General features: G+C 68.6%; 27 protein-coding genes. 11 read left to right on the forward strand and 16 right to left on the reverse strand.

Annotated elements, in window-relative coordinates; all coding sequences use genetic code 11:
- Positions 1–97: 97 nt before the first annotated feature.
- Together NE358_RS16590 and NE358_RS16595 are read left to right on the forward strand one after the other, a co-directional pair.
- On the forward strand, positions 98–1,174 hold the full coding sequence (locus tag NE358_RS16590) for an alkene reductase (protein WP_289940203.1): 1,077 nt from the start codon (positions 98–100) through the stop codon (positions 1,172–1,174).
- Positions 1,175–1,309: 135 nt separating this feature from the next.
- On the forward strand, positions 1,310–1,783 hold the full coding sequence (locus tag NE358_RS16595; RefSeq protein ID WP_289940204.1) for a hypothetical protein: 474 nt from the start codon (positions 1,310–1,312) through the stop codon (positions 1,781–1,783).
- Between the two features lie 58 nt (positions 1,784–1,841).
- On the opposite strand, the gene NE358_RS16600 is transcribed toward NE358_RS16595, so the two are convergent.
- The 5 genes from NE358_RS16600 to NE358_RS16620 form a co-directional block, all read right to left on the reverse strand.
- Complete coding sequence (locus NE358_RS16600; RefSeq protein ID WP_146035536.1) at positions 1,842–2,027, reverse strand: hypothetical protein; 186 nt, start codon at positions 2,025–2,027, stop codon at positions 1,842–1,844.
- Between the two features lie 106 nt (positions 2,028–2,133).
- Positions 2,134–2,439, reverse strand: a complete 306-nt coding sequence (locus NE358_RS16605; RefSeq protein ID WP_146035535.1) for a hypothetical protein — start codon at positions 2,437–2,439, stop codon at positions 2,134–2,136.
- A gap of 34 nt (positions 2,440–2,473) precedes the next feature.
- Positions 2,474–3,061, reverse strand: a complete 588-nt coding sequence (locus tag NE358_RS16610) for a dihydrofolate reductase family protein (protein ID WP_289940205.1) — start codon at positions 3,059–3,061, stop codon at positions 2,474–2,476.
- Positions 3,062–3,121: 60 nt separating this feature from the next.
- Positions 3,122–3,826 carry a protein NO VEIN domain-containing protein gene (locus NE358_RS16615; protein WP_289940206.1) on the reverse strand — a complete coding sequence of 235 codons (705 nt, stop codon included), beginning with the start codon at positions 3,824–3,826 and terminating at the stop codon, positions 3,122–3,124.
- Between the two features lie 78 nt (positions 3,827–3,904).
- A complete protein-coding gene (locus tag NE358_RS16620; protein WP_499318098.1) occupies positions 3,905–4,864 on the reverse strand; it encodes a helix-turn-helix transcriptional regulator in 960 nt (319 codons plus the stop codon).
- 116 nt (positions 4,865–4,980) lie between these two features.
- Between NE358_RS16620 and NE358_RS16625 the strand changes: the two genes are divergently transcribed.
- From NE358_RS16625 to NE358_RS16645, 5 genes are all read left to right on the forward strand, one after another.
- A complete protein-coding gene (locus NE358_RS16625; RefSeq protein ID WP_289940208.1) occupies positions 4,981–5,436 on the forward strand; it encodes a VOC family protein in 456 nt (151 codons plus the stop codon).
- Positions 5,437–5,809: 373 nt separating this feature from the next.
- Complete coding sequence (locus tag NE358_RS16630; RefSeq protein WP_147301871.1) at positions 5,810–6,154, forward strand: hypothetical protein; 345 nt, start codon at positions 5,810–5,812, stop codon at positions 6,152–6,154.
- The gene (locus NE358_RS16635; protein WP_289940209.1) at positions 6,151–7,389 is read left to right on the forward strand and encodes a putative T7SS-secreted protein; all 1,239 of its coding nucleotides are present in this window, start codon (positions 6,151–6,153) and stop codon (positions 7,387–7,389) included. The genes NE358_RS16630 and NE358_RS16635 overlap by 4 nt, the downstream gene beginning before the upstream one ends.
- A complete protein-coding gene (locus NE358_RS16640) occupies positions 7,386–7,874 on the forward strand; it encodes a hypothetical protein (RefSeq protein ID WP_289940210.1) in 489 nt (162 codons plus the stop codon). Before NE358_RS16635 ends, NE358_RS16640 begins: the two co-directional genes overlap by 4 nt.
- A complete protein-coding gene (locus tag NE358_RS16645; RefSeq protein WP_289940211.1) occupies positions 7,871–8,155 on the forward strand; it encodes a WXG100 family type VII secretion target in 285 nt (94 codons plus the stop codon). The genes NE358_RS16640 and NE358_RS16645 overlap by 4 nt, the downstream gene beginning before the upstream one ends.
- 180 nt (positions 8,156–8,335) lie before the next feature.
- On the opposite strand, the gene dnaB is transcribed toward NE358_RS16645, so the two are convergent.
- Positions 8,336–9,703 (reverse strand): replicative DNA helicase, encoded by a 1,368-nt coding sequence (dnaB, locus tag NE358_RS16650; RefSeq protein WP_103207564.1) that lies wholly within the window; start codon positions 9,701–9,703, stop codon positions 8,336–8,338.
- Positions 9,704–10,330: 627 nt separating this feature from the next.
- On the opposite strand from dnaB, the gene NE358_RS16655 reads away from it, so the two are divergent.
- Together NE358_RS16655 and NE358_RS16660 are read left to right on the forward strand one after the other, a co-directional pair.
- Positions 10,331–11,350: a hypothetical protein gene (locus NE358_RS16655; RefSeq protein ID WP_289940212.1), complete on the forward strand. Its 1,020-nt coding sequence runs from the start codon at positions 10,331–10,333 to the stop codon at positions 11,348–11,350.
- 78 nt (positions 11,351–11,428) lie between these two features.
- Positions 11,429–13,123 carry a hypothetical protein gene (locus NE358_RS16660; protein WP_289940213.1) on the forward strand — a complete coding sequence of 565 codons (1,695 nt, stop codon included), beginning with the start codon at positions 11,429–11,431 and terminating at the stop codon, positions 13,121–13,123.
- A 235-nt stretch (positions 13,124–13,358) separates the two neighbouring features.
- On the opposite strand, the gene NE358_RS16665 is transcribed toward NE358_RS16660, so the two are convergent.
- The 10 genes from NE358_RS16665 to rpsF all read right to left on the reverse strand — a co-directional run bounded on the left by NE358_RS16665 (position 13,359) and on the right by rpsF (position 20,886).
- A complete protein-coding gene (locus NE358_RS16665; RefSeq protein ID WP_289940214.1) occupies positions 13,359–14,102 on the reverse strand; it encodes an amino acid ABC transporter ATP-binding protein in 744 nt (247 codons plus the stop codon).
- Positions 14,099–14,965: an amino acid ABC transporter permease gene (locus NE358_RS16670; protein WP_289940215.1), complete on the reverse strand. Its 867-nt coding sequence runs from the start codon at positions 14,963–14,965 to the stop codon at positions 14,099–14,101. The genes NE358_RS16665 and NE358_RS16670 overlap by 4 nt, the downstream gene beginning before the upstream one ends.
- Positions 14,966–14,969: 4 nt before the next feature.
- Positions 14,970–15,836: an ABC transporter substrate-binding protein gene (locus NE358_RS16675; protein WP_258873558.1), complete on the reverse strand. Its 867-nt coding sequence runs from the start codon at positions 15,834–15,836 to the stop codon at positions 14,970–14,972.
- 114 nt (positions 15,837–15,950) lie between these two features.
- The gene (locus tag NE358_RS16680; RefSeq protein ID WP_103207552.1) at positions 15,951–16,382 is read right to left on the reverse strand and encodes a cupin domain-containing protein; all 432 of its coding nucleotides are present in this window, start codon (positions 16,380–16,382) and stop codon (positions 15,951–15,953) included.
- Positions 16,372–17,676 carry an amidohydrolase family protein gene (locus NE358_RS16685; RefSeq protein ID WP_435302730.1) on the reverse strand — a complete coding sequence of 435 codons (1,305 nt, stop codon included), beginning with the start codon at positions 17,674–17,676 and terminating at the stop codon, positions 16,372–16,374. The genes NE358_RS16680 and NE358_RS16685 overlap by 11 nt, the downstream gene beginning before the upstream one ends.
- Positions 17,673–19,043: an adenosylhomocysteinase gene (locus NE358_RS16690; RefSeq protein ID WP_289940216.1), complete on the reverse strand. Its 1,371-nt coding sequence runs from the start codon at positions 19,041–19,043 to the stop codon at positions 17,673–17,675. Before NE358_RS16690 ends, NE358_RS16685 begins: the two co-directional genes overlap by 4 nt.
- Before the next feature lie 101 nt (positions 19,044–19,144).
- Positions 19,145–19,597, reverse strand: a complete 453-nt coding sequence (rplI, locus tag NE358_RS16695; protein ID WP_103207550.1) for a 50S ribosomal protein L9 — start codon at positions 19,595–19,597, stop codon at positions 19,145–19,147.
- A gap of 10 nt (positions 19,598–19,607) precedes the next feature.
- Complete coding sequence (gene rpsR, locus NE358_RS16700; protein WP_055832386.1) at positions 19,608–19,862, reverse strand: 30S ribosomal protein S18; 255 nt, start codon at positions 19,860–19,862, stop codon at positions 19,608–19,610.
- Positions 19,863–19,963: 101 nt separating this feature from the next.
- Entirely contained in the window at positions 19,964–20,488 is a 525-nt protein-coding gene (locus NE358_RS16705; protein ID WP_289940218.1) for a single-stranded DNA-binding protein, read from the reverse strand.
- Positions 20,489–20,493: 5 nt separating this feature from the next.
- Positions 20,494–20,886, reverse strand: a complete 393-nt coding sequence (gene rpsF / locus NE358_RS16710; RefSeq protein ID WP_058622540.1) for a 30S ribosomal protein S6 — start codon at positions 20,884–20,886, stop codon at positions 20,494–20,496.
- 190 nt (positions 20,887–21,076) lie between these two features.
- Between rpsF and NE358_RS16715 the strand changes: the two genes are divergently transcribed.
- The gene (locus NE358_RS16715; RefSeq protein ID WP_289940219.1) at positions 21,077–22,231 is read left to right on the forward strand and encodes a hypothetical protein; all 1,155 of its coding nucleotides are present in this window, start codon (positions 21,077–21,079) and stop codon (positions 22,229–22,231) included.
- Positions 22,228–23,328: a hypothetical protein gene (locus NE358_RS16720; protein ID WP_289940220.1), complete on the forward strand. Its 1,101-nt coding sequence runs from the start codon at positions 22,228–22,230 to the stop codon at positions 23,326–23,328. The genes NE358_RS16715 and NE358_RS16720 overlap by 4 nt, the downstream gene beginning before the upstream one ends.
- Positions 23,329–23,379 lie beyond the last annotated feature (51 nt).

Raw genomic sequence — 23,379 nt, forward strand, 5'->3', positions numbered from 1 at the left:
GTGCCCCTCGACACGCCGTGACCCTGCGCGTGCGGAATACCTGTTGCGCACCGCGGGTTGGCCAGCCACGGCCCTGTTCCCCCACGAAAGGACACCCATGAGCCTGTTCGCCCCCACCACCGTCGGAGAGATCGGCGTCCGCAACCGCGTCTCGCTCGCCCCGATGACCCGCCTGCGCGCCGGCGCCGACGGAGTCCCCGGCCCGATCGTCGCGAAGTACTACGCGCAGCGCGCAGGCATCGGCCTGCTGGTCACCGAGGGTGTCTTCCCGAGCGACGAGTCGCGCGCGTACCCGGGTCAGCCCGGCATCGTGACCCACGCTCAGGCCGCGGGCTGGGCCAAGGTCGCCGACGCCGTGCACGCCGAGGGCGGCACCGTCTTCATGCAGCTCATGAACGGCGGACGCGTCACGCACCCCGAGATCACGGGCACCGACCGCATCGTCGCCCCCTCGGCGATCGCCATCGAGGGCGACACGCGCCTCGCCGACGGCACGAAGGTCGCCTACGCCGTGCCGCACGCGCTCGAGACCGCCGAGCTCGCCACCGTGCGCGACGAATTCGTCGCCGCCGCCCGCAAGGCCGTGGATGCCGGGTTCGACGGCGTCGAGCTGCACTCCGCGAACGGCTACCTGCTGCACGAGTTCCTCTCCCCCGCCTCGAACCAGCGCACCGACGCCTACGGCGGATCGCCCGAGGCCCGCGCTCGCTTCGTCATCGAGGTCGCGCAGGCCGTCGTGGCCGAGGTCGGCGCCACGCGCGTCGGCATCCGCATCTCGCCCGCGCACAACATCCAGGACGTGTGGGAGAAGGACGACGCCGAGACCCGCGCCACCTACGAGGCGCTCGTGTCGGGCCTCGCTCCCCTGGGCCTCGCCTACCTGAGCGTGCTGCACGCCGACCCCGCCGGCGACCTGATCCAGGACCTCCGCCGCACCTTCGGTGGCACCTTGATCATCAACAGCGGCTTCTCGAGCGTGACCACGCGCGACGAGGCCGTCTCGGTCGTGGAGGACGACATCGCCGACCTGGTCGCCGTCGGCCGCCCCGCCATCGCCAACCCCGACCTCGTCACGCGCTGGGAGCAGGGCGCCGACGAGAACGACGTCGACCAGGCCTCCGTCTACGGCGGCGGCGAGCGCGGGTACACGGACTACCCGTTCCTGCAGGCCTGAATCTCGGATGCCAACGGGGCGACGTCGCGAAAGTGACGCCGCCCCGTTCGTATGTCCACCGCGAACACCTCTCCGCTAGCCTGACCGCATGAGGACCGGCGGCCGACACGCTCAATCCAATGGTCGGGTGAGACCGTGATGCGTCCTTTCGGCCCGCGCTCCTACGTCGTCTCGCTCGAAGTGCCGTTCGGCTTCGGGGACGATGTCGAGCTCGACCACGACCCGGCCTCTCTCCGGCACGGCCTCAAGCCGTTCCTTCGCATCGACCTGATGCTCTACGAGCTGCCCATCCCCGACTTCACCACGACGTACGGGATCTACTTCGCAACGCCCCCGCTCGCCGAGCAGCTGCGTCCGCTGCGCGGTCTGCGCGAGCGTGAATTCAGCCTGTCGTTCGACCCGCAGATGCAGGAGCTCGGGGCGTTCGAGGGCAAACAGCTTCCTGAGCTTGTCTGTTTCGATGTGACGGGAACCTTCGGCGTCGACGACTTCTCCCACGTCGAGGGGGAAGCGGACCTTCTCGTGTCTCAAAGGGCGGCCGCGGCGCTGCGCCGTTTCGATCTGGGGCAGTTGGGCACGATTCGCCGCTTCCGGCGCGCGCGCTCATAGCGAATACCGCCCCGCCGTGTCCCTCAGCTGCACCACGGGCGCCGGGTTCTCCCGCCGGTCAGCGCTGCGGGAAGTCGTCGGTGATGCGGTACGGCACGGGGTAGCCGCCGGTCCAGATCCGTTCTCCCTCGTACAACGTCTCAGCAAGGGTCTGCGCGTACCTCGTCGCCTCGTCTTGGTCCAAGAAGACACCGAGGATCTCCACCTCGTCGTCGCCCCTGTAGACGATCCACACTTGCTTCACGGAACGACGATAGCCACGGACCGCACGGCGATGCAGCACGTGTGGGAAATAAGGCCCGGGCTGCGAACACGGACGTTCCGTTGCTCCGGGCGGTCTCCGTCGTCACTCAGCTCCGCCACGGCCGCGCCCGCAACGCCGCGAAATCCCCTCGTATGAACTCATCGGCGATGTCGAGGCGTTCCCTGTCGCTCAGCCCCCGCAGACCTCCAACTTCCTCGCCGCCGACCTCGCTGTTCTCGAAGAGCACCCGATCCGGATAGAACTCGAGATTCCACGCGTCCGAATCGGACACCGAAATGCTCCGGTGCTCGTCGTCACCGTCGTACATGGCGATGGTCGCTAGCAGCTCAGCGAGACGGCCGAGCGTGATGTCGTCGTCTTCCTCTGCGCCATAACGGTCCGTGAAGCTCACCCATCGCACTCGAACCCGCTCCTCTCGTCGACGCTCAATCCTGCTCCGCTGGCCGAAACCTTTGCACAATGGCGCCCGATCGGAACTCTCGCCGCTCGACCAGCTCGAGCTTCAAGTCGACGCCGTCGAGCAGCCGAGGCCCCCGCCCCGCAATCACCGGATGAACGACGAACGTGTACTCATCGATGAGCCCGTGCGCCGCGAGCGTCGCCGGCAGCCTCACCCCACCGACCGAAATCCCTCGCCCAGGTTCGTCCTTGAGCCGCCGAACGGCCTCAACGAGATCGCCCCGGACCAGTTCGGCGTTCCAGTCGGCTCTGTCGAGAGTCCCGGATGCCACGACCTTCCGCATCGGATCCATCACTTCCGAGAACGCGACCTCACTGGCATCCATCCAGTCCGGCCATTCCCCCGACTCCGGTCGGCGCCACGCGCCCTCCATCAGCTCGTAGGTGACGCGGCCGTAGAGCAGAGTGTCGGAGCGGCGCAGCTCGTCGGTCCAGAACGCCATGGACTCAACGTCCGGCGGCAGGCCCGCCTCGTGATGGACGCAGCCGTCGAGGGTGACGTTGATGGCGTAGCGGAGGGGCTGTCGCGTAGCGGAGCCGCCCGATTTCGTCATCGTCCCCATCCCCCCGACATGAGCCAATTCTCTGTCGCCAGGCTAAGGCGCCTGTGCTTTTTAAGGAAGCAACTGAGCACCCACACCCAACGAGTGCGCGAACACCATTCCTGTAAGGGACTCAGGGGAGGGGACCCATGATCGCCAGAGCCGCTTGCGTCCACCCTGGGTTTCGACGTTCCCTTCTTCGTCCGTTGTCAGAAGGATTTCGTCGACGACAAATAACTCGGTTCCTTCGGTTTCGGACGCGTGCGCAACTTCGTTTCGAGTGAGCGTAACCACGTCGAGCATCCTCGTCGATCCCTTCACTTCGACATGAGTCTCGCCCCGCGCGAACCGGACATTCAGGTCGTACGGCTTGCCCAGTTCTGTGACTTCGAGTGCCCCCTGCGCCCAGTAGTAATCGGTGGCAAGTCGCACCGCGTGACGTTCTATCGATCGCCGGACGACCGAATCGACAGCGTATCCCTGCCCGACGCCTCCTGTCTCCGCAACAAAACCCTCCGGCCTGGACTCCGCGCGGGCGTCCCGAAGGCCCCACCTCCCCTGACCAAGTCCGGAGACCGTGCGAAAGAGATCACCGTTTGACGGACGGAAAGCACGCGAGTCGGAGGATGACTGTTGAATCGTGCGACGGACGATCGCCTGCCAAGATGGCGGAAGGGATTCTCGCCGAGCTGCAATCTCTGCGTAGATTTCCTGATAGGGGGCTTCTCCGCCTAGGCGCGTCAGCGCGTCAATGATTGATTCGCGCCAGGAAAGCATTCCTCGACACTATTACGTTGCGGGATGCGCCTTTGAACCCCGATGAGTAATGGCGCCCGCATTCCCGGCCGGTCCCGATTATTCATTCCCCACGCGGCGAGCCCCCGCCACCACAAACCGCCCAGCCTGCACCGCGAACGCCTCCATCAGCTCCGGCGGCCCGACAACCTCCATCGCCACCTCGAACCTCCCGAACGACGCGGCGAGCGCACCCCACGACCACGACCCCACCTCGAGGGTGCAGCGCTCATCATCGACAGCGGTCACCGTGCCGTCGCCAGCGAACGGCAGCACGTCCCGCGCCGGCGCGTGCAACAGCACCGTCCCGCGACAGGGCCACTCGTTCGTGTCCGCCCCCTTAAATCGCGCCGAGACGAACACGTCCACGTCCCCGCCCGGCACGACCCGCGGCACGAACGGCGCGCCGTGTGGAACCCGGGGTCGCACGCGATCCGCCGAGAAGAGCCGCCAGTCCTCCCGCTCGCGATCCCACCCGAGCAGGTACCACCGCCCGTCCGATGCCACGAGGTGGTGCGGCTCGATCCGCCGAACCTGGGCTTCTCTCTCGCCCCTCGGCAGGTAGTCGAAACGCAGGGTGACCCGGTCGCGCACCGCCTGTGCGAGCGTGAGCAGAACCTCAAGCGGCACGGCAGCAACGGGCGCTCCCCCGGCGCGACTGACCGTCGTCACATCGACCGCGTCCAGCCGATGCCGCAGCCGCGACGGCAGAACCTGCCGCATCGTCGCGAGAGCGCGCACCGCCGCCTCACCGATGTCCGACCCCAACGCGGGAGCCGCGCGCAGCGCGATCGCGACCGCGAGCGCCTGGTCGTCATCGAACAGCAGCGGCGGCATCTCGGCGCCCGCGTCGAGGCGGTATCCCCCGTCGGGGCCCATCGTCGTCTCGATCCGGTAGCCCATCTCGCGCAGGCGATCGATGTCGCGCCGCACCGTGCGATCGCTGACATCCAGCCGCGATGCCAACACCGACCCCGGCCAGTCCCGCCGCGCCTGCAGCAGCGACAGCAGGGTGAGCAATCGCGACGTCGTGGCCATGCATCCGACGGTACTCGCGGTCTAGGACAGAAACCGACCTATACGGGTGGGACCGTGATCTCACAAGCCGATCCCGGCCCATTAATCGAGGAGCAGACATGCCCGTGCAGACCACCACCCACCTGAATTTCCGCGGCGATGCCCGCCAGGCGCTCGAGTTCTACCAGTCCGTCTTCGGCGGCCACCTCGTCGTCAACACCTACGCCGACTTCGGCACGCCGGCCGAGATCCCCGGCTCCGACAAGGTCGTCTTCGGCCTGGTTGCCGGCGAGAACGGCTTCCGCATCATGGGTTACGACATCCCCAGCCGCACCGAGGGCGGCATTGCCGGTGACGGAGCGACGCATCGCGAGAACAATACGACAGTGACCGACCAGGCGGTGTTCGTCTCGATCAGCACCCCCACCCTCGAGGAGCTTCAGGGCTACTGGGACACCCTCGCAGTGGATGCCACGGTCGTCGAGCCCCTCGCCGCCTCGGCCTGGAGCGCCGGCTTCGGCATGCTGACCGACCAGTTTGGCGTGACGTGGAGCGTTTCGGTCGTCGCGGACTGAGGTGGGCGGTCGCGACGGCGTTCGATTGCGGGTCGCGACCGCTTCGCCTCAGGGTCCTGAACAACATAAGCGTGCTGCACAGCAACCGGACTCAGAGGTTGGCCCGAAGAATTTGAGCCGGGCCTGACGCTGGGTTGGGGTTGGATGCCCAGCACGGTTGCCTTGTCTTGCTCCTGGTGAACGCGGCAAGATGCACCCGTGCGAGCTGGGCCACACCACGGATAGGCCGTAAGCGGATCCGGGCGAGCAGATTCATGCTTCAGGCGACGGCACTTCGCACGAATCTCCACCAGCGTCATGTGGGGCTGTCGTCGATGTAAAGGTGTGCATCATTGACGCGACCACGCAGGCTCCAGCCGCACCCTACCGACCCATGCTGACCCGAGGTACCGTTGTTGATCTCTTCGGGGGTGACAGCTTGAGCAAATTCTCAGTGGATCCAGACGCATTGCGGCCAGTTGCGGAGAAGATTGACGCGATTCGCGCCGAGGTCGCCGCCGGCGGGGTAAGCGGTCTCGATGGCGACGTCGGTCACGCCGATCTCGCTGCCGCTGCTGCTGGCCTGCAGGCAAAAGCCTCGTCATCCTGGTCGGAGCAGGTGCGCGCGCTCCAAGAGGTCGTCACTCGTTTGCGCGGCAGCGCTTCCCTTTACGAGAAGGCGGATCAAGATGCGGTGCCTCGAGCGGCAGCTGCTAGCGAGGGACTCATGCGTCCATGACCGAATTGGGCCAGACCACAGACGCGCTCGTTCTCATCCCCGGGTCGGTCGCAGCGCTGACAGATGCAGCTGTTAATTGGCGGTCTCGCGCTGAAACGGCCCGGATGGCCGCCGAGGAGCTTGGACAGGTGAGCCCGCCTGAGAGTTGGGCCGGCGAGGCCGCCGACCTCTTTGCTTCTCGGTTGTCAGCGGTCACGAGCGCGTGGTTGAAGAACGCGCAGATGATGATGACCTCGGCGGACGCGTTGGAGAACTACGCGACGATGCTCGGGTGGGCGCAGGGCAAAGCTGGTGACGCGATCGACATGTGGGAAACCGCCCGCGTGCGGACGGTCGAGTCCCTAGCTCCAAAGCCTCGGAGCAATCAGTTCTACGGCAGCAACGTCACCATCGAACCACCACCGGCCGATGCGGGTGCATCTCTGCGCGCGGAAGCAATCGCACTCCTCACCTACGCACGCCAGGAAGTTTCCTCGGCTGGAGCTCAAGCAGCGGACACAATCCGAGCGGCTGCGGACATCGCGCCTCCTGCTCCGGATCCGTGGCAGGTCGCATCGGCCATGACGCAGATGGTCGTCCAGCTCGCGATCACGACTCAGGTCGACACTCTCACCAATCTGGTCAATGGGACGGCGTCGGTTGCTAACGCACTCATCGAACACCCTGAGACCATCCTCGAGATTCTCGGCGGAATCGGTCTCATGGCCGGCGGGGGCGCGCTGGCCGTTGGGGGGCTACCGGTCGCCGCCACCGGTGTGGGAATTGTCCCCGGAGGGGCGGCCGTTGGAGCGGGCATCACCGCGGCTGTCGCCGGCGCGGCCGCTACCGGCATGGGAATCATGAACGTCGCCCAGCACGCAACCGGCGACAGCGCGGTTCGCCCGTTACCTGGACGCGACGCGAAGGGTCGCTTTACATCCGATCAAGAGGTGAAGCCCTGGGTCGACAAGGAGAAGCAGGGAATCGACGAGATTCAGGAGGAGTTCGGCGTCGAAGTCAAAACGGAGCGAACCGCCGCCCGTATAGAGGGCTCGGACCACACCAGATACTTCGACGGCTTCTTCAGAAACGACGATGGAACGTACACAGCAATCGAGGTGAAGAGCGGCGGCGCAACGAGAACAGCCGGGCAGCGCGAGTTCGACGGTCTGGTGTCTGAAGCAAATCCCGCGATCGTGAAGGTCGACGGCGAAATTATTAGAGTAACCAGTGTCTACCTGAAGCGAGTGCCATGAGTAACGACAAGCCCACGTTCGTCTACGAGATCAACGGAGCCTCGTTCGCGAACCTCATCAATGGTCCGCGGTCGTACGAAGACAACTTGCAGCGGATGGTGTCTCTCCTGGGCAAGTCGGGCCGTTCGACGTTCTCCCTATCGAGGCTGCCAGACGGCCAGGACATCTGGGACGTAACCCGCGAGTCACTGCCAAGTGTGTTTCTACAGGCGGCCGGGACCGCCGAAGCCATGACCATCGAGTGGCGACGCCTGGAGCAGGACGGAACAGAGCGGCTCTACACCGTCGGTCATGGTGGACCGCGCGACGGCGAACCGCCCGTGACGATCGACTTCCTCGACGGGACGGCCCACGCCCTCGTCTACCCAGACGAAGTGTTCACTGCGGACGAGGCCGGCGAGATCTTCGTGCATTACTTTCACACGCTGACGGTCCACGACCGCTACGCCCTCCGCGAGCTGAACCTCACCACGCCAACACCATGACCATCTCGTTCGACAGCGATCGCCACGAAGCCCTACTGGTCTCGCTTCGGGTAGCAACGAATGCCATCGGGGCCGAGCTCGATGCGCTCGAACGCAAGGCGGACACGTTGCGTTCTTCCTGGAGTGGTGAAGCGCGCGACGCGTACGACGAGGCGCAGAACGCATGGAGCGTCTGCATGCGCGGATTTCATGGCGTACTCAGCAATACCAACATCGTTGCTGCATCCGCTGGCGACTCACTCCGCCAAGCCGAACAGGCGGTGCGGTCGCTCTGGGCCTGAGCAGGGCTGCTCCGTCAACCCGCGGACAGGTCGCTCCTCAAGTGGGAGTCGCCGCCTCCAGGGCATCCCGTCCGCTCCGAGAATGATGATCGGCGCGGAGGAGAAGTGGCTGAATGCAATGTCGAGGATGACGAGCGGCCGCGGTCCCGGGGCGCGCTTATGGCGCGTCCGACGAGGTCTTCACATCCCCGGCGCCATATCCGTGAACCGCGAATAATGCCCCTGGAACGCCACCGTGATCGTGTCCGTCGGGCCGTTACGGTGCTTCGCCACGATCAGGTCCGCCTCGCCCGCACGGGGCGAGTCCTTCTCATACGCGGCCTCGCGGTGCAGCAGCACCACCATGTCGGCGTCCTGCTCGATCGAGCCCGACTCACGCAGGTCCGACAGGGCGGGCTTCTTGTCGGCACGCTGCTCGGCGCCACGGTTCAACTGCGACAGAGCGATGACCGGAACCTGCAGCTCCTTGGCCATCAGCTTCAGCGCACGCGAGAATTCGCTGACCTCTTGCTGGCGCGACTCGACGCGCTTACCGCTGGTGAGCAGCTGCAGGTAGTCGATGACGACCATCTTCAGACCCTCGCGCTGCTTGAGGCGGCGGCACTTGGCGCGGATCTCGACGAGCGTCATGTTGGGGCTGTCGTCGATGTAGAGGGGCGCGTCGTTGATGCGACCGCGGGTGGAGGCCACCGTGGTCCAGTCACGCGAGTCGAGCGTTCCCTTGCGCATGCTCTGCAGGGGGATCTGACCCTCAGCACTGAGCAGGCGCATGGCGATCTCGCTACGACCCATTTCGAGCGAGAAGAAGATGCAGGGGGCGTTCGACTTGATCGCGGCGGCGCGGGCGAAGTCGAGCGCGAGCGTCGACTTACCCATGGCGGGGCGCGCGGCGAGCACGATCATCTGTCCGGGGTGCAGACCGTTGGTCAGCTGGTCGAGGCCGGCGAAGCCGGTGGGAATGCCCGTCATCGACCCGTCGCGGCCGCGAGCGGCCTCGATCTCCTCGACCGCGGCATCCACTGCCGTCGTCAAGGGGATGTAGTCCTCGGCGCTGTCGTCGCCCGAGACGTTGTAGATCTCGGCCTGGGCGCTGTTGACGAGCTCGACCGGGTCGCCCTCGCCGGCGTAACCCATCTGCACGATGCGCGTGCCGGCCTCGACCAGGCGGCGCAGCATGGCGCGCTCGGCGACGATCGACGCGTAGTAGCCGGCGTTGGCAGCGGTCGGAACGATCGAGGTGAGCGTGTGCAGGTAGTCCGCTCCCCCGGCGCGCTGCAGCTCGCCCGTCTTGATCAGCTCGTCGGTGACGGCCACGACGTCGGTGGGCTCCCCGTGCGAGTACAGGGTGAGGATCGCTTCGAAGATCAGCTCGTGCTTGGGCACGTAGAAGTCGGGACCGCGGAGACTTTCGATCACATCGGCGACGGCGTCTTTCGACAGCAGCATGCCGCCCAACGCGCTCTGCTCGGCCAGCGTGTCGTGCGGGGGCGTGCGCTCGGGGCGCGGCGCTTTTCCGAGGCGTTCTTCGGCGATATCGGCGATCGACACGGGCTCTCCTTCAGTTCGGGCACCCCTGGCCGGGCCTCGCGCGCGCGTGAAGCGTTCGCGGAAACGGGGCTCGGGGCGGCCTCGGCAGCATCAGATCACCAAGTTCCGACGTTGACGCGGACGGCACGATGAGAGGGCTGCCCGAGGGGCTGCACCCACGCTAGATACCACTCTCCCCACACGCAAACGAGCCTGTGGATAACTCTGTGGACAGACTGCGGGAAACGCCGCCATCTCTGTGCACAAGTGCTGTGGAGAACTCGGTGGATGGATACGAATATCGGGCGTGTATACCCTGCTGACCGGGCATTTATCTATCCACAGTTTTCCTGGGGAAATCCCGTGTGAAGTGAACGTTGAAGGTTGCTGCTAGGGGCATGCACATGTGTACAACTCGGGGGATAACTCGCCGATCGCGTACCGACCCGGAGCCCCCGCTGTCAAGTTTTTCTTCACCGTCCGGCGTGTCGCTCGTCATCTGGCGGTCTCCCGAAAACTACTTAGATTTCACCAACCCCCTTTCACCCGGGTGAAGACGGGCGTAGCGTCGCCGCCCAAGAGTTTCGGAGATTCACCTTTGGGGGGCGAATCATCATGGAGAACGCGTCCGGTCGGGGGGCACCGCGCATGCTGCGGCTGCTCCTCATCGGCGCGTCCACCGCCCTCGGAGCAGCAGCTCTCTCCGTTGCCCTTTCGGCCTCTCCCGCTTCCGCCGACGACGGCTCGGGTGGCCTGCTCGGCGCCGTCGGCTCGACGGTCAACCAGGTCACCGACACCGTCGACGAGGTCGTCAACACCGTCGTCTCTCCCACGGTCGAGCACGTCACCGAGACGGTCGCTCCCGTGACACAGGTCGTCACCGACGTGGCACCCGCCCCCGTGGCCGAGGTCGTCACGACCACCACAGCAACCGTCTCCGAGGTCGTCACGACAGCGGATTCGACCGTCGGCGGCACCGTGGACACCGTAGGAGACGTGGTCACCGACGTCGCCGGTTCAGGGGTCGTCGGTAACGTCGTCACCCCCGTCGTCGAAACCGTTCAGGCGGTCCCCGTCGTCGGAGACGTCGTGCACACCGTCGGGCTCGACGAGCTCATCTCGGGCGTCACCGACGCGGTCGACTCCGCGCTCCCCGTGATCGTCGGCACCCTCCCCCCGATCTCCCCCGTGATCCCCGCGACCCCGGGCGTTCCGACGGCTCCGGGTGGTGACACCGCCACCCCGATCCCCGGCATCGTTCCCGCCGAACCCTTCTCGGCCGACGCAGCGGACGGTGCGACAGCGGTCGTCGCCGGCATCCTGTCGGCGGATCCCTCCCCCGCTCCGTCGTCGTCCCGCACGGCCCCCTCGGGCGGGGCGGCGACGCTGCTCGACGCCACCACGACGGGCGCGGTCTCCGTCGCCGTCGCGGCCGCACAGGGCGCCCCCTCCGGCCCGCGGGGCCACGACGAGCTCGCCGGAGTCCTCGGCGCGAGCACGGGCTCGAGCTCGTCGGCATCCGGAAACTCCGGCGCGGGGGGCGCGAACGCCGCCACCGCCGACGGCGGCAAGCTCTTCGCCGCCCCGCTTCTTCTCGACCGCCGGACCGTCGTCGACGACGACCTGCCCGGCACCCCGGTCTTCGGCACCGACGTCTCTCCTGACTGAGGACGGTCGCACCGTGCATCGCACGGCAGACGACCCCGCGCTTTCGCGCACCCTCATTCATCTACAGGAGAAACTCTCATGCGCAAGATCTACTCGCGTGTCCTTCTGGGCACGCTCGTCGGAGGCGGCCTCGCCGTCCTCGGAGCCGGCATCGCCAATGCCGCAGACACCTCGGGCGTCGACGGTCTGCTCTCGGGCGACCAAGTCGGTGTCTCGGTGAACCTCCCGGTCACCGTCGGCGGCAACGCCGTCTCGGTGCTCGGAGACAGCAGCAGCGACGGTGCCGACACCTCCGCTCCCGCGGCCCCCGCTCCCGCACCCGTCACCATCACCGATGGCAGCGACGGCGTGGGCTCGGGCAACCAGGGGCTCGTGTCGGTCAACGTCCCCGTGACGGTCGGCGGCAACGCCGTCTCGCTCGTCGGAGACAGCAACAGCACGGATGCCGGCACCTCGGCGCCCGCGACCGAAGCTGCCGCCCCCGCGGCGGACAGCAGCACCGACGGCAGCGACAGCGTCGCCGGCGGCAACCAGGGCGTCGTCTCGATCGATGCTCCGGTCACGGTCGGCGGCAACGCCGTCTCGGTGATCGGCGACAGCAGCACCGACGACGCGGCCACCACCGGCGGCAGCGCCTCCGGCTCGACCGGCGGCGGCACCGTCACGGACGGCACCGACGGCATCCTCGGCGGCAACGTCGTCGACGCTCCGGTCGGCCTGCCCGTCACCATCGGGGGCAACGCGGTCTCGGTGGTCGGTGACAGCGTCTCGAACGGCGCCGACACCACCGGCGGCACCACGGGCGGCACCGGCTCGACCGGCGGCAGCCTCACCGACGGCACGGACGGCATCGGCGGCGGCAACGTCGTGGGCCTCCCGGTCGGCATCCCCGTCACCATCGGCGGCAACGCCGTCTCGGGCATCGGCGACAGCGTCACCGACGGCGCTGACACCACCGGCGGCACCACCGGCTCGACCGGCACCGGCAACACCTCCACCGACGGAACCGACGCCATCGGCGGCGGCAACATCATCGGCCTCCCGGTCGGCATCCCCGTCACCATCGGCGGCAACGCCGTCTCGGGAATCGGCGACAGCGTCACCGACGGCGCTGACACCACCGGCGGCACCACCACTGGCGGAACGGGTAACACCAGCACCGACGGCAACGACGGCATCCTCGGCGGCAACATCATCGGCCTGCCGATCAACGCCCCCGTCACCATCGGCGGCAACGCCGTCTCGGGCATCGGCGACAGCACCTCCGAGAACGCCACCACCACCGGCGGCACCAGCACCGACGGCACGGGCAGCATCGGCGGCGGCAACATCATCGGTCTGCCGATCACCATCCCCGTCACCATCGGCGGCAACGCGGTCTCGGTGATCGGTGACAGCACCACCACCGACTCCACCACCGGAACGCCCACCACGCCCGGAACCCCGGGAACGCCCGGTACCCCCGGCACCCCCGGCACCCCGGGAACGCCCGGCACCCCCGGCACGCCCGGAACCCCCGGAACGCCCGGAACCCCGGGATCGAACGGCACTGACGGAACGAACGGCACCAACGGCACTGTCACCGTGACCGGCTCGCTCGCCTCGGTCGGCTCGGTCAACGCCCTTGCGGCCACCGGATCGAACAACGCTCGCGGCGCCCTCGCCGTGACGGGAACGGACGGCTCCATGGCCGCCGGGCTCGGCATCGCCGGCCTGCTGACCCTGCTCCTCGGAGCCGGTCTGCTGCTGCGTCGCCGCCGCTCGGTCGCCTGACCCGGAGCGTTCGCCCACAGAACGCGACACCGGATGCCACGCCCTCGGGCCGGCATCCGGTGTCGCAGCGTGCCCGGGACGGGGTTCGACCGCGGATCCCGGACCTTTCGACACGCTCAGGGTCGCGTGCCTCGCACCGTCAGACCCCGAACGTCGGGGCGCGTAGCGTGCACTGGGGCGCCCGTTGCGCGCCCCAGTGCACAAAAGACGCCCCACACCCTCTGAACCACACGCGCTACAGCACCCCACCCCGCCGCTCGCGCTCGAGGAACGCGATCGTCTCGGGCTGCTGCGGGGCGTCGAGGATCTGGGCGGGAGTGCCCTGCTCGACGATCCGGCCGCCCTTCATGAACACGATGCGGTCGGCGACCTCGCGCGCGAACGACATCTCGTGCGTGGCCATGAGCATGGTCGAGCCGCGGTCGCGCAGCACCCGCACCAGGTCGAGCACCTCGCCGACCAGCTGCGGGTCGAGGGCCGAGGTGATCTCGTCGAGCAGCAGAAGCTCGGGGTCGGTCATCACGGCGCGCACGATCGCGACGCGCTGCTGCTGGCCGCCCGACAACCGGTCGGGGAACTCTCGCGCCTTCGCGCCCAGGCCCAGCTGCTCGAGCAGTTCGGTGCCGCGCGCGTAGGCCTCGGTCTTCGGCATCCCGTGCACCTTCCGCGCCGCCAGCGTGACGTTGTCGATGACGCGCAGGTGCGGGAACAGGTTGAAGTGCTGGAACACCACGCCGATGCGCGACCGGGCGGAGTCCTGGTCGATCGTCGGGTCGGTCAGATCGTCGCCGTTGAGCAGGATCTGGCCGTCGTCGACGCGCTCGATGAGGTTGATGGTGCGCAGCAGCGTCGACTTGCCCGAGCCCGAGGCGCCGATCAGCACGACGACCTCGTGCTTGGCGAGCTCGAGGTCGATGCCGTCGAGCACGACGTGGTCGCCGAAGGCTTTCCGCACCCCGCGGACGTCGAGCACGCTCATACGATCCCGCCCATCTGCTCGCGCTTCGCCAACCGCGCCGACACATAGTCGGTGAGGCGGATCATCGGCAGCGCCATGGCCACGAACAACAGCGCCGCGACGATGTACGGCGTGAAGTTGTAGTACTCCGCCGCCGAGATCTGCGCCGCGCGCACGGCATCCACCGCTCCGAGAACCGAGATGAGGCCGACGTCTTTCTGCATCGACACGAAGTCGTTCATGAGCGCCGGCACGACCTTGCGCACGCCCTGGGGGATGACGACGATCCGCAGCGTCTGCCCGTGCGTCAGACCCATCGAGCGGGCCGCGACCCGCTGCGAGGGGTGCACGGCCTCCATGCCCGCGCGCAGCACCTCGGCGATGTACGCCGAGTAGGTCAGCACGATCGCGATGGTTCCCCACAGCACGACCGGCACGCGCCCGAAGATGCCCAGGGCCGGCAGGCCGAAGCCCACCAGGTACAGCACGATCAGCAGGGGGATGCCGCGGAACAGGTCGGTGTAGATCGTAGCCAGGGCGCGCAGCGGAAAGAACACCGGCCCCCGCAGCGACCGCAGCACCGCAAGGGTCGTGCCGAGCACGGCCACGGCGAGCGCGGCGACGATGAGCACCTGGATGTTCACCCACAGCCCCGCGAGGATCGACGGGAAGCTCTTGACCGCGATGTCGAGGTCGAAGAAGCTGCGGCGCACGTCTTCCCAGCCGGGGCTCGACAGGATCGCCCACCCGACGACCACGACGAAGACGACCGAGCTGACCAGGGCGATCAGCACCGACTTCGTCGACTGCTGACGCCGCGTGGCGCGCCGACCGAGTTCGAGCTCGCTCGGCCGCCACGCGGTGTCGGAAGAGGTGGATGCCACGGAGTTACTTCAGCACGGGGGCGGCGGAGGTGCCGCCGAGCCACTTCTGCTGCAGCTCGTCGAGCGTGCCGTCGGCCTTGAGCGCGTCGACAGCGTCGCTGACGGGAGTGGTCAGCGCCGAGCCCTTGGGCAGCACGTAGGCGAGCTCGTCGCCGCCGGCCGAGGAGTCGGGCAGCTGACCCACGACCTTGCCGTTGTCGAGAACGGCCCCGGCGAGGTAGAACGCGGTCGGCAGGTCGACGACGATCGCGTCGACCTGGCCCGACTGCAGGGCGGCGACGGCGTCGTCGTTCGAGTTGAAGACGCTGAGCTTGCCGGTGCCGAGCTGGTCGGCGGCCACCTGGTAGCTGGTGGTGGCGCTCATGACGCCCACGGGGATGTTCTTCAGCTCGGCGACGGTCGTGGCCGAGGCGGCGGGCGAGGTGCCCGTGGTGACGACCGCCTGGGTGGTCGTGTAGTACGGCGACGAGAAATCGACGGCCTGCTTGCGCTGGTCGGTGATCGAGAACTGCTGCACGTTCATGTCCCAGTCCTTCGGGCCGGGGGCGATCGCGCTGTCGAAGTTCGAGCGGACCCACACGATGTCGTCCTTCGAGAAGCCGAGCTTCTCGGCGACGGCGCACGAGACGGCGGCCTCGAAGCCCTCGCACGACGCGGGGTCGTCGTTCTCGACCCACGGCGAGAAGGCGGGCTCGCCGGTGGCGATGGTGAGCTTGCCCGCGGCGACGGTCTGCAGGGCGCCCTCGGTCGCGGGGGCGGAACCGGCGTCGGATCCGGTCGGGGCGAAGGCGCAGGCCGTCAGGGTGACGACCGTGGCGGCGGCGACGGCGGTCAGGGCGGCGACGCGGCGCAGGCGTGCGGAAGCGGTCACGATGTCTCCTCGTGGACGTATCGGGGTCATCCCCGGAGTGCTGTGATGTGCACAGCGTACCGAGCGCATGTTTCAGGGGATGTCGCCGGTGAAACCTGGCGACACGGGACGCGGCTACTCGGCGAGGCGCCAGTCGGCGAAGCTGAAGCCGGGAGAGACCACGCAACTGACCACGACCTCGGTGTCGCCCGCCGGTCGGGCCGCCTGCCAGACGCCCGCGGGCACCGTGTGCTGCAGCACGTGACCGGCGGCGAGATCGGGCCCGAGGGTGACGGTGCGCGCGGTACCGGGCTGTTCGCCGTCTCCCCCGAGCGACAGCTCGAGCGTGCCCGGCCCGTGCCAGAGCCACACTTCGTCGCTGGTCACGACGTGCCAGGCGCTCTCTTCCCCCGGGGTCAGCAGGTAGTGGATGCAGGTGGCCGCGGGCCGCGTGCCCCCGGGGGTCTCGACCTCGACGCCGCCCGTCCACATGCGCCGGAACCAGCCGCCCTCGGCGTGCGGTTCGAGATCGAGCAGGACGGCGGTGGCGGGACGCTCAACGGTCATCGGCGGATACTCCGGTCTCTCGGGTGAAGGCGGCGGATGCCGAGCGCACCTCGCCGTCGATGAAGGTTGCGGCCGCGCTCCCCTCGCCGGCGACGACGAGGTGCTCGATGGTGTCATCGACCTGCGACACCGGCACGTCGAAGAACGCCAGATCCGCCACCGCGCCCACGGCGAGGTACCCGGTGCGGGCGGGGCCCGTGTCGAGCCCCATGGCGTGCGCTCCACCGAGGGTCGCCGCGCGCAGCAGCAGCTCCGAGAGGTCGCGGTTCGCGTAGCCCTGCGCCCGCGCCAGCCGGTGCAGCGCCGACACGTCGGCCAGCAGATCGAGCGAGGGGGTGGATGCCAGCGAGTCGGTGCCCACGGCGAGCGCGTTGCCCTCGAGCAGGTACGCCGCGACCGGCGGCTCGTCGAGCCCGATGACCGCGTTCGAGCGCGGGCAGAGGGCCACCGACGTGCCTCGCGCCCGCAGGATCGCCCGATCGCGGGCGGTCATGTAGACGCCGTGCGCGATGTGGCAGTCGGGGCCCAGCACACCGAGCTCGTCGACGAACTCCGTCGCCCCCGTGCCGAAGCCCTCGTCGCGCAGCGCGCGGAAGCTCGCTGGCCGGTGGAGCTGCCAGGGCACCGCCTCGCCGTGCTCGCGCTCGAAGGCCGCTTCGCCGAGGTGCAGATGCAGCCGGCTCCCCCGCTCGCGCACGATGTCGGGGATCTCGAGCAGCGGCTCGACGTCGAGGGAGTACGGCGCGTGCGGCGACAGGCCCGTGCCCGGGGGTGAGGGCATCGCGTCGAGCCGCGCCTCCACCTCTGCGCGACCGCGCTCGGCCCACGCCGCGTTCGTCCAGCTCATCACCTCCCAGTAGGTGATGCCGTGCAGGCGAGCGTCGTGCAGCGCCGAGGCCGCCTCGACGTCGGTGACGATGTCGGCCACCGCCGTCGTGCCGGCGGCGATCATCGCGAGCGCCCCGGCCCTGGCATCCGCCGCCCAGTCGTGACCGGCGCGGTAGACCGGGGTGAACGCGTCGTCCCAGTCGTCGAATCCGGCGTACGAGCCGCGCCCCACCTCGGCCATGCCCGTGTACTGCAGGTGCGCGTGCGCGTTCACGAGCCCCGGGGTCAGCACCCCCGGCCAGTGCACCTCGTCGAAGGCGATGCCGCGCGCCCGTAGTTCGTGGCGCACCCACTCGCGGTCGCCGACGTGGCGGATGCGACCGCCCGCCACCGCGATCGCCCCGCCGGGGATGGGGGGTGCGGTCACGGGGACGACGAGCGACGCCGAGTACAGCACGACGTTCACGAGCGCGACTCCCGGTAGCGCGGGGAACGCCAGTCATCGACGCCGTCGAGGTCGAGCGCGCGCGGCGGGTCGATGTCGGCGCCCCGCACGGCCAGCGCGGTCCGGGCGACGAGGTCGTCGATGTCGGTTCCGAGGGCGTGCACGCCGGGCCCGGGCCGCCGACTCAGCAGCTCGCCCAGGGCCGCGAGCTGCACCGCGAACGACAGGTCCATGATCTCGATCGGGTTGCCCTCGGCGGCGGTGATGTTCACCGCTCCCCCTCCCCCGAGAACGAGCGCATCGCCGCTGCCCGACACCTCGCCCGGCACTCCTCCGGCGACCGCGATCACACGCGCGACAGCGGCGATCTCGGGTGTCACCGTTGCGGGGACGCCGGTCGCCGAGACCACCAGCGCTCCCCGGGCCAGCTCGACCGCCCGGCCGGTGGCGAATCCGTCGTGCCGTGCCTCGAGCGCCCGCACGGGGTCGGTCTCGGCAACGCGCACCTCGGCCCCGAGCGCGCGCAGGTGCACGGCGACTCCCCGGCCGACGGGCCCGTAGCCCAGCACGAGCGCGGGCTGATCGGTGAGTGCGATCCCCCGCTCCTCGAGCAGATCGGCGATCGCGAACACACACGACTGTCCCGTGCCATAGCGGTTGTCGAACATCGTCTTGGTGCGCGCGTCATTGACGGCCATCACGGCGCAGCGGAGGGTGCCGGCATCCTGCATCCGACGAAGGGGCGTGAGGCCGCTCGTCGTCTCTTCGCACGCGCCGATCCACCCGTCGACCAACGCCGGGTCGTCTTCGTGCGCGAGGCGGATGAGGTGCGCGCCGTCGTCGAGCAGCACGTCGAGTCCCGCGCGGAGGAAGGTCAGCGCCGCCGCGCGCTCCGCGGCGCCCGCGAGCCCCGGGTCGGCCGTCACGGCGAAACCGCGAGCTCGGAGCTCATCTGCGACCGCGACGTCGGCCTCGTCGGGGTGCGCGTACACCGACACCGCGGCCCCCCGCTCGCGCAGCAGGAGCGACAGCACCGCGGTCTTCGGTTCGAGCACCATGGCCACGCCCACCCGCAGGCCGGACAGGTCGAGCCTCTCGGCGAGGGCCGCGGCCACGGGCATGTGCTCGCGGGCGAACGCGATGCGCCCGGCGGCGTCGCCGCGTTGGGGCAGCGGCTCTCCGTCGAGCAGCACGAGCCCGGCATTCAGGTCGAACTCGACGCGCCCCGGCGTCGGAGACGGGCTCGGGATGCCACCGAGCCGGGCCAGCAGCTGCGTCAGGGCATCGGCGCCGACCCCGGTCGCCGCGAACGGGCGTCCGGCGATCATGAGGTTCGACGCGCGCGCGAAGCGCCGGACGATGCGCTCGGGTGCGCGAGGGTCGGTCACGGCACTCAGCCTAGGGTCACGGCGTCCCGCCCTCGCTCCCCCGCACACGAAACGGCCCCGCCCTGCCGAAGCAGGAGCGGGGCCGGATCGTGCGTCGCGAATTACTTCGCGGCGACCACCTGGAGGGTGATCACGGCGGTGACGTCGTCACGCAGGCGAACGGTCGCCTCGTGCTCGCCGACCGACTTGATCGCCGAGGTGATCTGGATCTTGCGCTTGTCGAGCTCACCGAGACCGGCGGCCTTGACGGCGTCGGCGACATCGGCGGGCTTGACCGAACCGAAGAGGCGACCCTCGTTGCCGGCCTTGACGGCGAGCTTGACGGTGTTCGACTCGAGCGAGTTCTTCAGGGCCACGGCGTCTTCGTGGTCGTGGATCGCGCGGGACTCGCGAGCGGCGCGGATCGACGCGACCTGCTTCTCGCCACCACGGCTCCACGACACGGCGAAGCCCTGCGGGATGAGGTAGTTACGGGCGTACCCGTTCTTGACCTCGACAACATCACCGGCGCTACCGAGCCCGGTGACCTCATTCGTGAGAATCAGCTTTGCCATCGGGTGCTCCTTAGCGGCCGGCGCCGGCGTAGGGCAGAAGAGCCATCTCGCGCGCGTTCTTGATGGCGCGGGCGATCAGACGCTGCTCCTGCACGGAGACACCGGTGATACGACGGGCGCGGATCTTGCCGCGCTCCGAGATGAACTTGCGGAGGGTGGGGACGTCCTTGTAGTCGATGACGCCGACGCGGATCGCCTTCGCGGGGGCTGCGTTCTTCGCACCCTTCCGCGGCTTGCGGCGGTCGCCAGTGGCCTTTCCAGCCATGCTTCCTTCTTTCGTGTGGTTCGGACGCCGTTCCGGTCACGAGGACCGGGGCATGGCATCCGGAATTTCGGGGGTCGTCTCGCTCGAGAGCGGGGCGAAGATCAGAACGGGGTGTCGTCGCCGTAGGAGCCGGGAGTGCTCCACGCGTCAGCGCCGCTGTTGCCGCCGCCGCCGTTGTTCGAGCCGGGGGTCGACCACGGCTCGTCGTTCGACTGCTGCACCTGCGCGCGCTGACCGCCACCGCCGCCACCGTTACCGCCACCGGCGGCTCGGGTGACCTGGGCGGTCGCGTAGCGGAGCGAGGGGCCGATCTCATCGACTTCGAGTTCGATGGAGGTGCGGTTGTTACCCTCGCGGTCCTGGTAGGAACGCTGCTTCAGGCGACCGGTCGCGATGACACGGCTGCCCTTCGTCAGCGAACCGGCGACGTGCTCGGCGAATTCGCGCCACACCGAGGCGCGCAGGAACAGCGCCTCGCCGTCTTTCCACTCGTTCGCCTGACGGTCGAACGTGCGGGGAGTCGACGCGATGGTGAAGTTCGCGACCGGCAGCCCGTTCTGCGTGTACCGCAGCTCGGGGTCGGCCGTGAGGTTGCCCACAACGGTGATGACGGTTTCGCCGGCCATCGTCGTTACTTCGCAGCCTTCTCGGCGGACTCGACCTTGCGGGGAGCGGCAGCCTTGCGGGCGGCCTTCTCCTCGGAGCGCTTGGCTTCGGCGGCGACCTGAGCGATCGCCTCTTCGGCACGGAGGACCTTGGTGCGCATGATCTGCTCGTTCAGCTTCAGCTGACGATCGAGCTCGTTCGTGGCCTCGCTGGTCGCGACGAAGTTGACGACGGCGTAGATGCCCTCGTTCTTCTTGCGGATCTCGTAGGCGAGACGACGGCGGCCCCAGATGTCGATCTTGTCGATGGTTCCCCCATCGGCCGTGATGACCTTGAGGAATCCGTCGAGCTTCGGAGCGACCTGGCGCTCGTCGACCTCGGGATCGAAGATGACCATGAGTTCGTACTGGTGCGTCACTAACCCACCTCCTTCGGACTAGAACGGCTGACGGGCATTTCCCGGCAGCAGGAGGGTGTGTAGCACGTCGTCACGGGGTTACACGCGCATGGGCGCAGCCGGACAACCTTCGTAGTCTAACGGATGCCGGTGGCCCCGCGGAATCCGACATCGGTAGCGTGGACGTGACCAGACGACGGCGGGGGGCCGCATGGCAGGGATCCGACCATTCGACGCACGGGCGTTGCTGACGCCGCCCGACCCGCGGGCCGCGAAGACGTTCACCGCGCAGCTGCGCAGCGCCGGACGCCTCCCGGGTACGGGCGCCGCCGTCGCGGCGTACGCGGTGGCGTTCGCGCTGATCGGCGGTGTGGGGGTCGTCATCGTCGTGCTCGCCGCCATGCTGTCGCCGTTCCTTCGCGAGGGGTCGTTCATCCTCGGCATCCTGTTCCTCTTTCCGATCGCGCTGGGTCTGGGCGGGCTGGCTCTGGCGTGGTTCCTCGGTCAGAAGGCCCAGCGCACCCAGGAGGACCGCCGCTGGCGCCTCGCGAGATTCAGCCGCGACGTGGGAATGGAGTACGTCCCCTCGGTGCCCGCTCCCCCGCTGCCCGGAGTGCTGTTCGGAATCGGCGGCGACCGCACCGGCTACGACATCCTGCGCGGGAGTGAGCCGCGGTTCGTCGAGATAGGCAACTACGCGTACACGACGAGCGACGGCAAGAACACGCACACCTCGCGGTGGGGATACATCGCGATCCGGCTCGACGTGCCTCTTCCTCATATCGTTCTGGATGCCGTGGGCAACGGCGTGAAACTCGGCGTGTGGGAGCGGGGGCAGCGCCTGAGCCTCGAGGGCGACTTCGACAGGTACTTCCACCTGTCGTGCCCCGCGGGCTACGAGCGCGACGCGCTCTATCTCTTCACGCCCGACGTCATGGCGCGATTCGTCGACAACGCCTCGGCGCTCGAAGTCGAGATCGTCGACGACTGGATGTTCCTCTACTCCCCCGATGAGCTCTCGACCCTCGACCCGACCCGGTGGGCCTGGGCGTTCGCGGTCGTCTCGGCCCTGATCGACAAGCTCGATCAGTGGGGGCGGTGGCGCGACGACACGCTGCGGGCGAGTGCCCCCACGGCTCTGCCGACCCTGCCCGGGGCGGCGGCATCCGCGAGTCCGGCAGCTGCACCTGCACCTGCTCCCCTCGCGTTCACCCCCGCACCCGTCGGGGTCGCGCCTGCGGGCCAGCGGTTGAAGCGCAGCAACGCGTGGCTCATCGCGCTGCTCGTCGTCGCGGGGGCCTTCGTCGTCGTCCCGGTCGTGCTCTTCGCGGTCGGCTTCCTCATCTTCTTGGCGCAGTCGTCATGACCGTCGACACCACCGCCCTGACCCAGCCGATCGATCGCGCGAAGGTCCGCGCCTTCAGCAAGGCCCTGCGCGAGAAGGGGATGCTGCGGAGCCGTGCGTTCACGATCATCGTGTTCGCGTTCGTGGGGATCGTGGGCGCACTCATCGTCGTCCCGACGCTGGCGACGATCGTCACGAACGCCTTCGCGCGCGGCAGCGGCAATCCCGTCGCGCTCCTGCCCTTCGTGCTCGTCCTCGCCATCGTCGGATTCCTGGCCTGGGCGATCATCCGCGGGGTCGGCGGGGCCGCGGCACGCCGCTACCGGCTGAGCCTCTTCGCGAGCGCGAACGGCATGACATGGCATCCGGGATTCTCCCACCCCCGACGCCCGGGCATGATCTTCGATCTCGGCCGCAACCAGGAGTTGCACGACGTGATGCGGCGCGAGCAGCCGCGCTCTCTCGAGGTGGCCAACTACACGTACGAGACCGGGTCGGGAAAGAGCAAGCAGACGCACCGCTGGGGCTACGTCGCGCTGCGGCTCGACACCCCGCTCCCCCATATCGTGCTGGATGCCGTGGGCAACAACGGTCTGTTCGGCGGCTCGAACCTGCCGATCACGTTCGGCCGCGACCAGCGGCTGAGCCTCGAGGGCGATTTCGACCGGCATTTTGCGCTGTACTGCCCGGAGGGGTACGAGCGCGATGCGCTGTACCTGTTCACCCCCGACGTCATGGCGCGGTTCGTCGACAACGCCGCGACGCTCGACGTCGAGATCGTCGACGACTGGCTGTTCCTCTACGCCAAGCGCGACCTGTCGACCCTCGACCCCGACACCTGGCGATGGTTGTTCGCCACCGTCGACGCGATCGACGAGAAGCTCGCACAGTGGGCGCGGTGGCGCGACGACCGGCTCGGGGATTCGTCGTCGGGGGCCGCCGCCACGGGCCCCGCGGCATCCGGCGCCGCAGCTCGGAGCGTGCCGTTGCTCACCCCGCCGCCCGCCGGCGTCGCCCGCGAGGGGCGGCGGCTCAAGCGCGGAATCCCGTGGATATCCGTCGCGGTGCTGGTCGTCTTCGGCGGATTCTGGATGCTGTCGCTCGCGTTCGGACGGTGAACGCCGTCCCCGAGCCCGCACGGGGCGGGCCCGGGAACACGGCGGCTGCGG

Source organism: Sphingomonas sp. G5, assembly GCF_052660795.1.

Coding starts and splice junctions, on each gene's coding strand:
- NE358_RS16665 (WP_289940214.1), bottom strand. CDS start 14,102: ATGAGCGTGCTCGACGTCCGCGGGGTGCGGAAAGCCTTCGGCGACCAC.
- NE358_RS16610 (WP_289940205.1), bottom strand. CDS start 3,061: ATGACGAAATCGGGCGGCTCCGCTACGCGACAGCCCCTCCGCTACGCC.
- NE358_RS16720 (WP_289940220.1), top strand. CDS start 22,228: ATGACCGTCGACACCACCGCCCTGACCCAGCCGATCGATCGCGCGAAG.
- rpsR (WP_055832386.1), bottom strand. CDS start 19,862: ATGGCTGGAAAGGCCACTGGCGACCGCCGCAAGCCGCGGAAGGGTGCG.
- NE358_RS16680 (WP_103207552.1), bottom strand. CDS start 16,382: ATGACCGTTGAGCGTCCCGCCACCGCCGTCCTGCTCGATCTCGAACCG.
- NE358_RS16630 (WP_147301871.1), top strand. CDS start 5,810: ATGCTGACCCGAGGTACCGTTGTTGATCTCTTCGGGGGTGACAGCTTG.
- NE358_RS16625 (WP_289940208.1), top strand. CDS start 4,981: ATGCCCGTGCAGACCACCACCCACCTGAATTTCCGCGGCGATGCCCGC.
- NE358_RS16660 (WP_289940213.1), top strand. CDS start 11,429: ATGCGCAAGATCTACTCGCGTGTCCTTCTGGGCACGCTCGTCGGAGGC.
- NE358_RS16645 (WP_289940211.1), top strand. CDS start 7,871: ATGACCATCTCGTTCGACAGCGATCGCCACGAAGCCCTACTGGTCTCG.
- NE358_RS16615 (WP_289940206.1), bottom strand. CDS start 3,826: ATGCTTTCCTGGCGCGAATCAATCATTGACGCGCTGACGCGCCTAGGC.
- NE358_RS16655 (WP_289940212.1), top strand. CDS start 10,331: ATGCTGCGGCTGCTCCTCATCGGCGCGTCCACCGCCCTCGGAGCAGCA.
- NE358_RS16715 (WP_289940219.1), top strand. CDS start 21,077: ATGGCAGGGATCCGACCATTCGACGCACGGGCGTTGCTGACGCCGCCC.
- rplI (WP_103207550.1), bottom strand. CDS start 19,597: ATGGCAAAGCTGATTCTCACGAATGAGGTCACCGGGCTCGGTAGCGCC.
- NE358_RS16590 (WP_289940203.1), top strand. CDS start 98: ATGAGCCTGTTCGCCCCCACCACCGTCGGAGAGATCGGCGTCCGCAAC.
- NE358_RS16635 (WP_289940209.1), top strand. CDS start 6,151: ATGACCGAATTGGGCCAGACCACAGACGCGCTCGTTCTCATCCCCGGG.
- NE358_RS16705 (WP_289940218.1), bottom strand. CDS start 20,488: ATGGCCGGCGAAACCGTCATCACCGTTGTGGGCAACCTCACGGCCGAC.
- NE358_RS16640 (WP_289940210.1), top strand. CDS start 7,386: ATGAGTAACGACAAGCCCACGTTCGTCTACGAGATCAACGGAGCCTCG.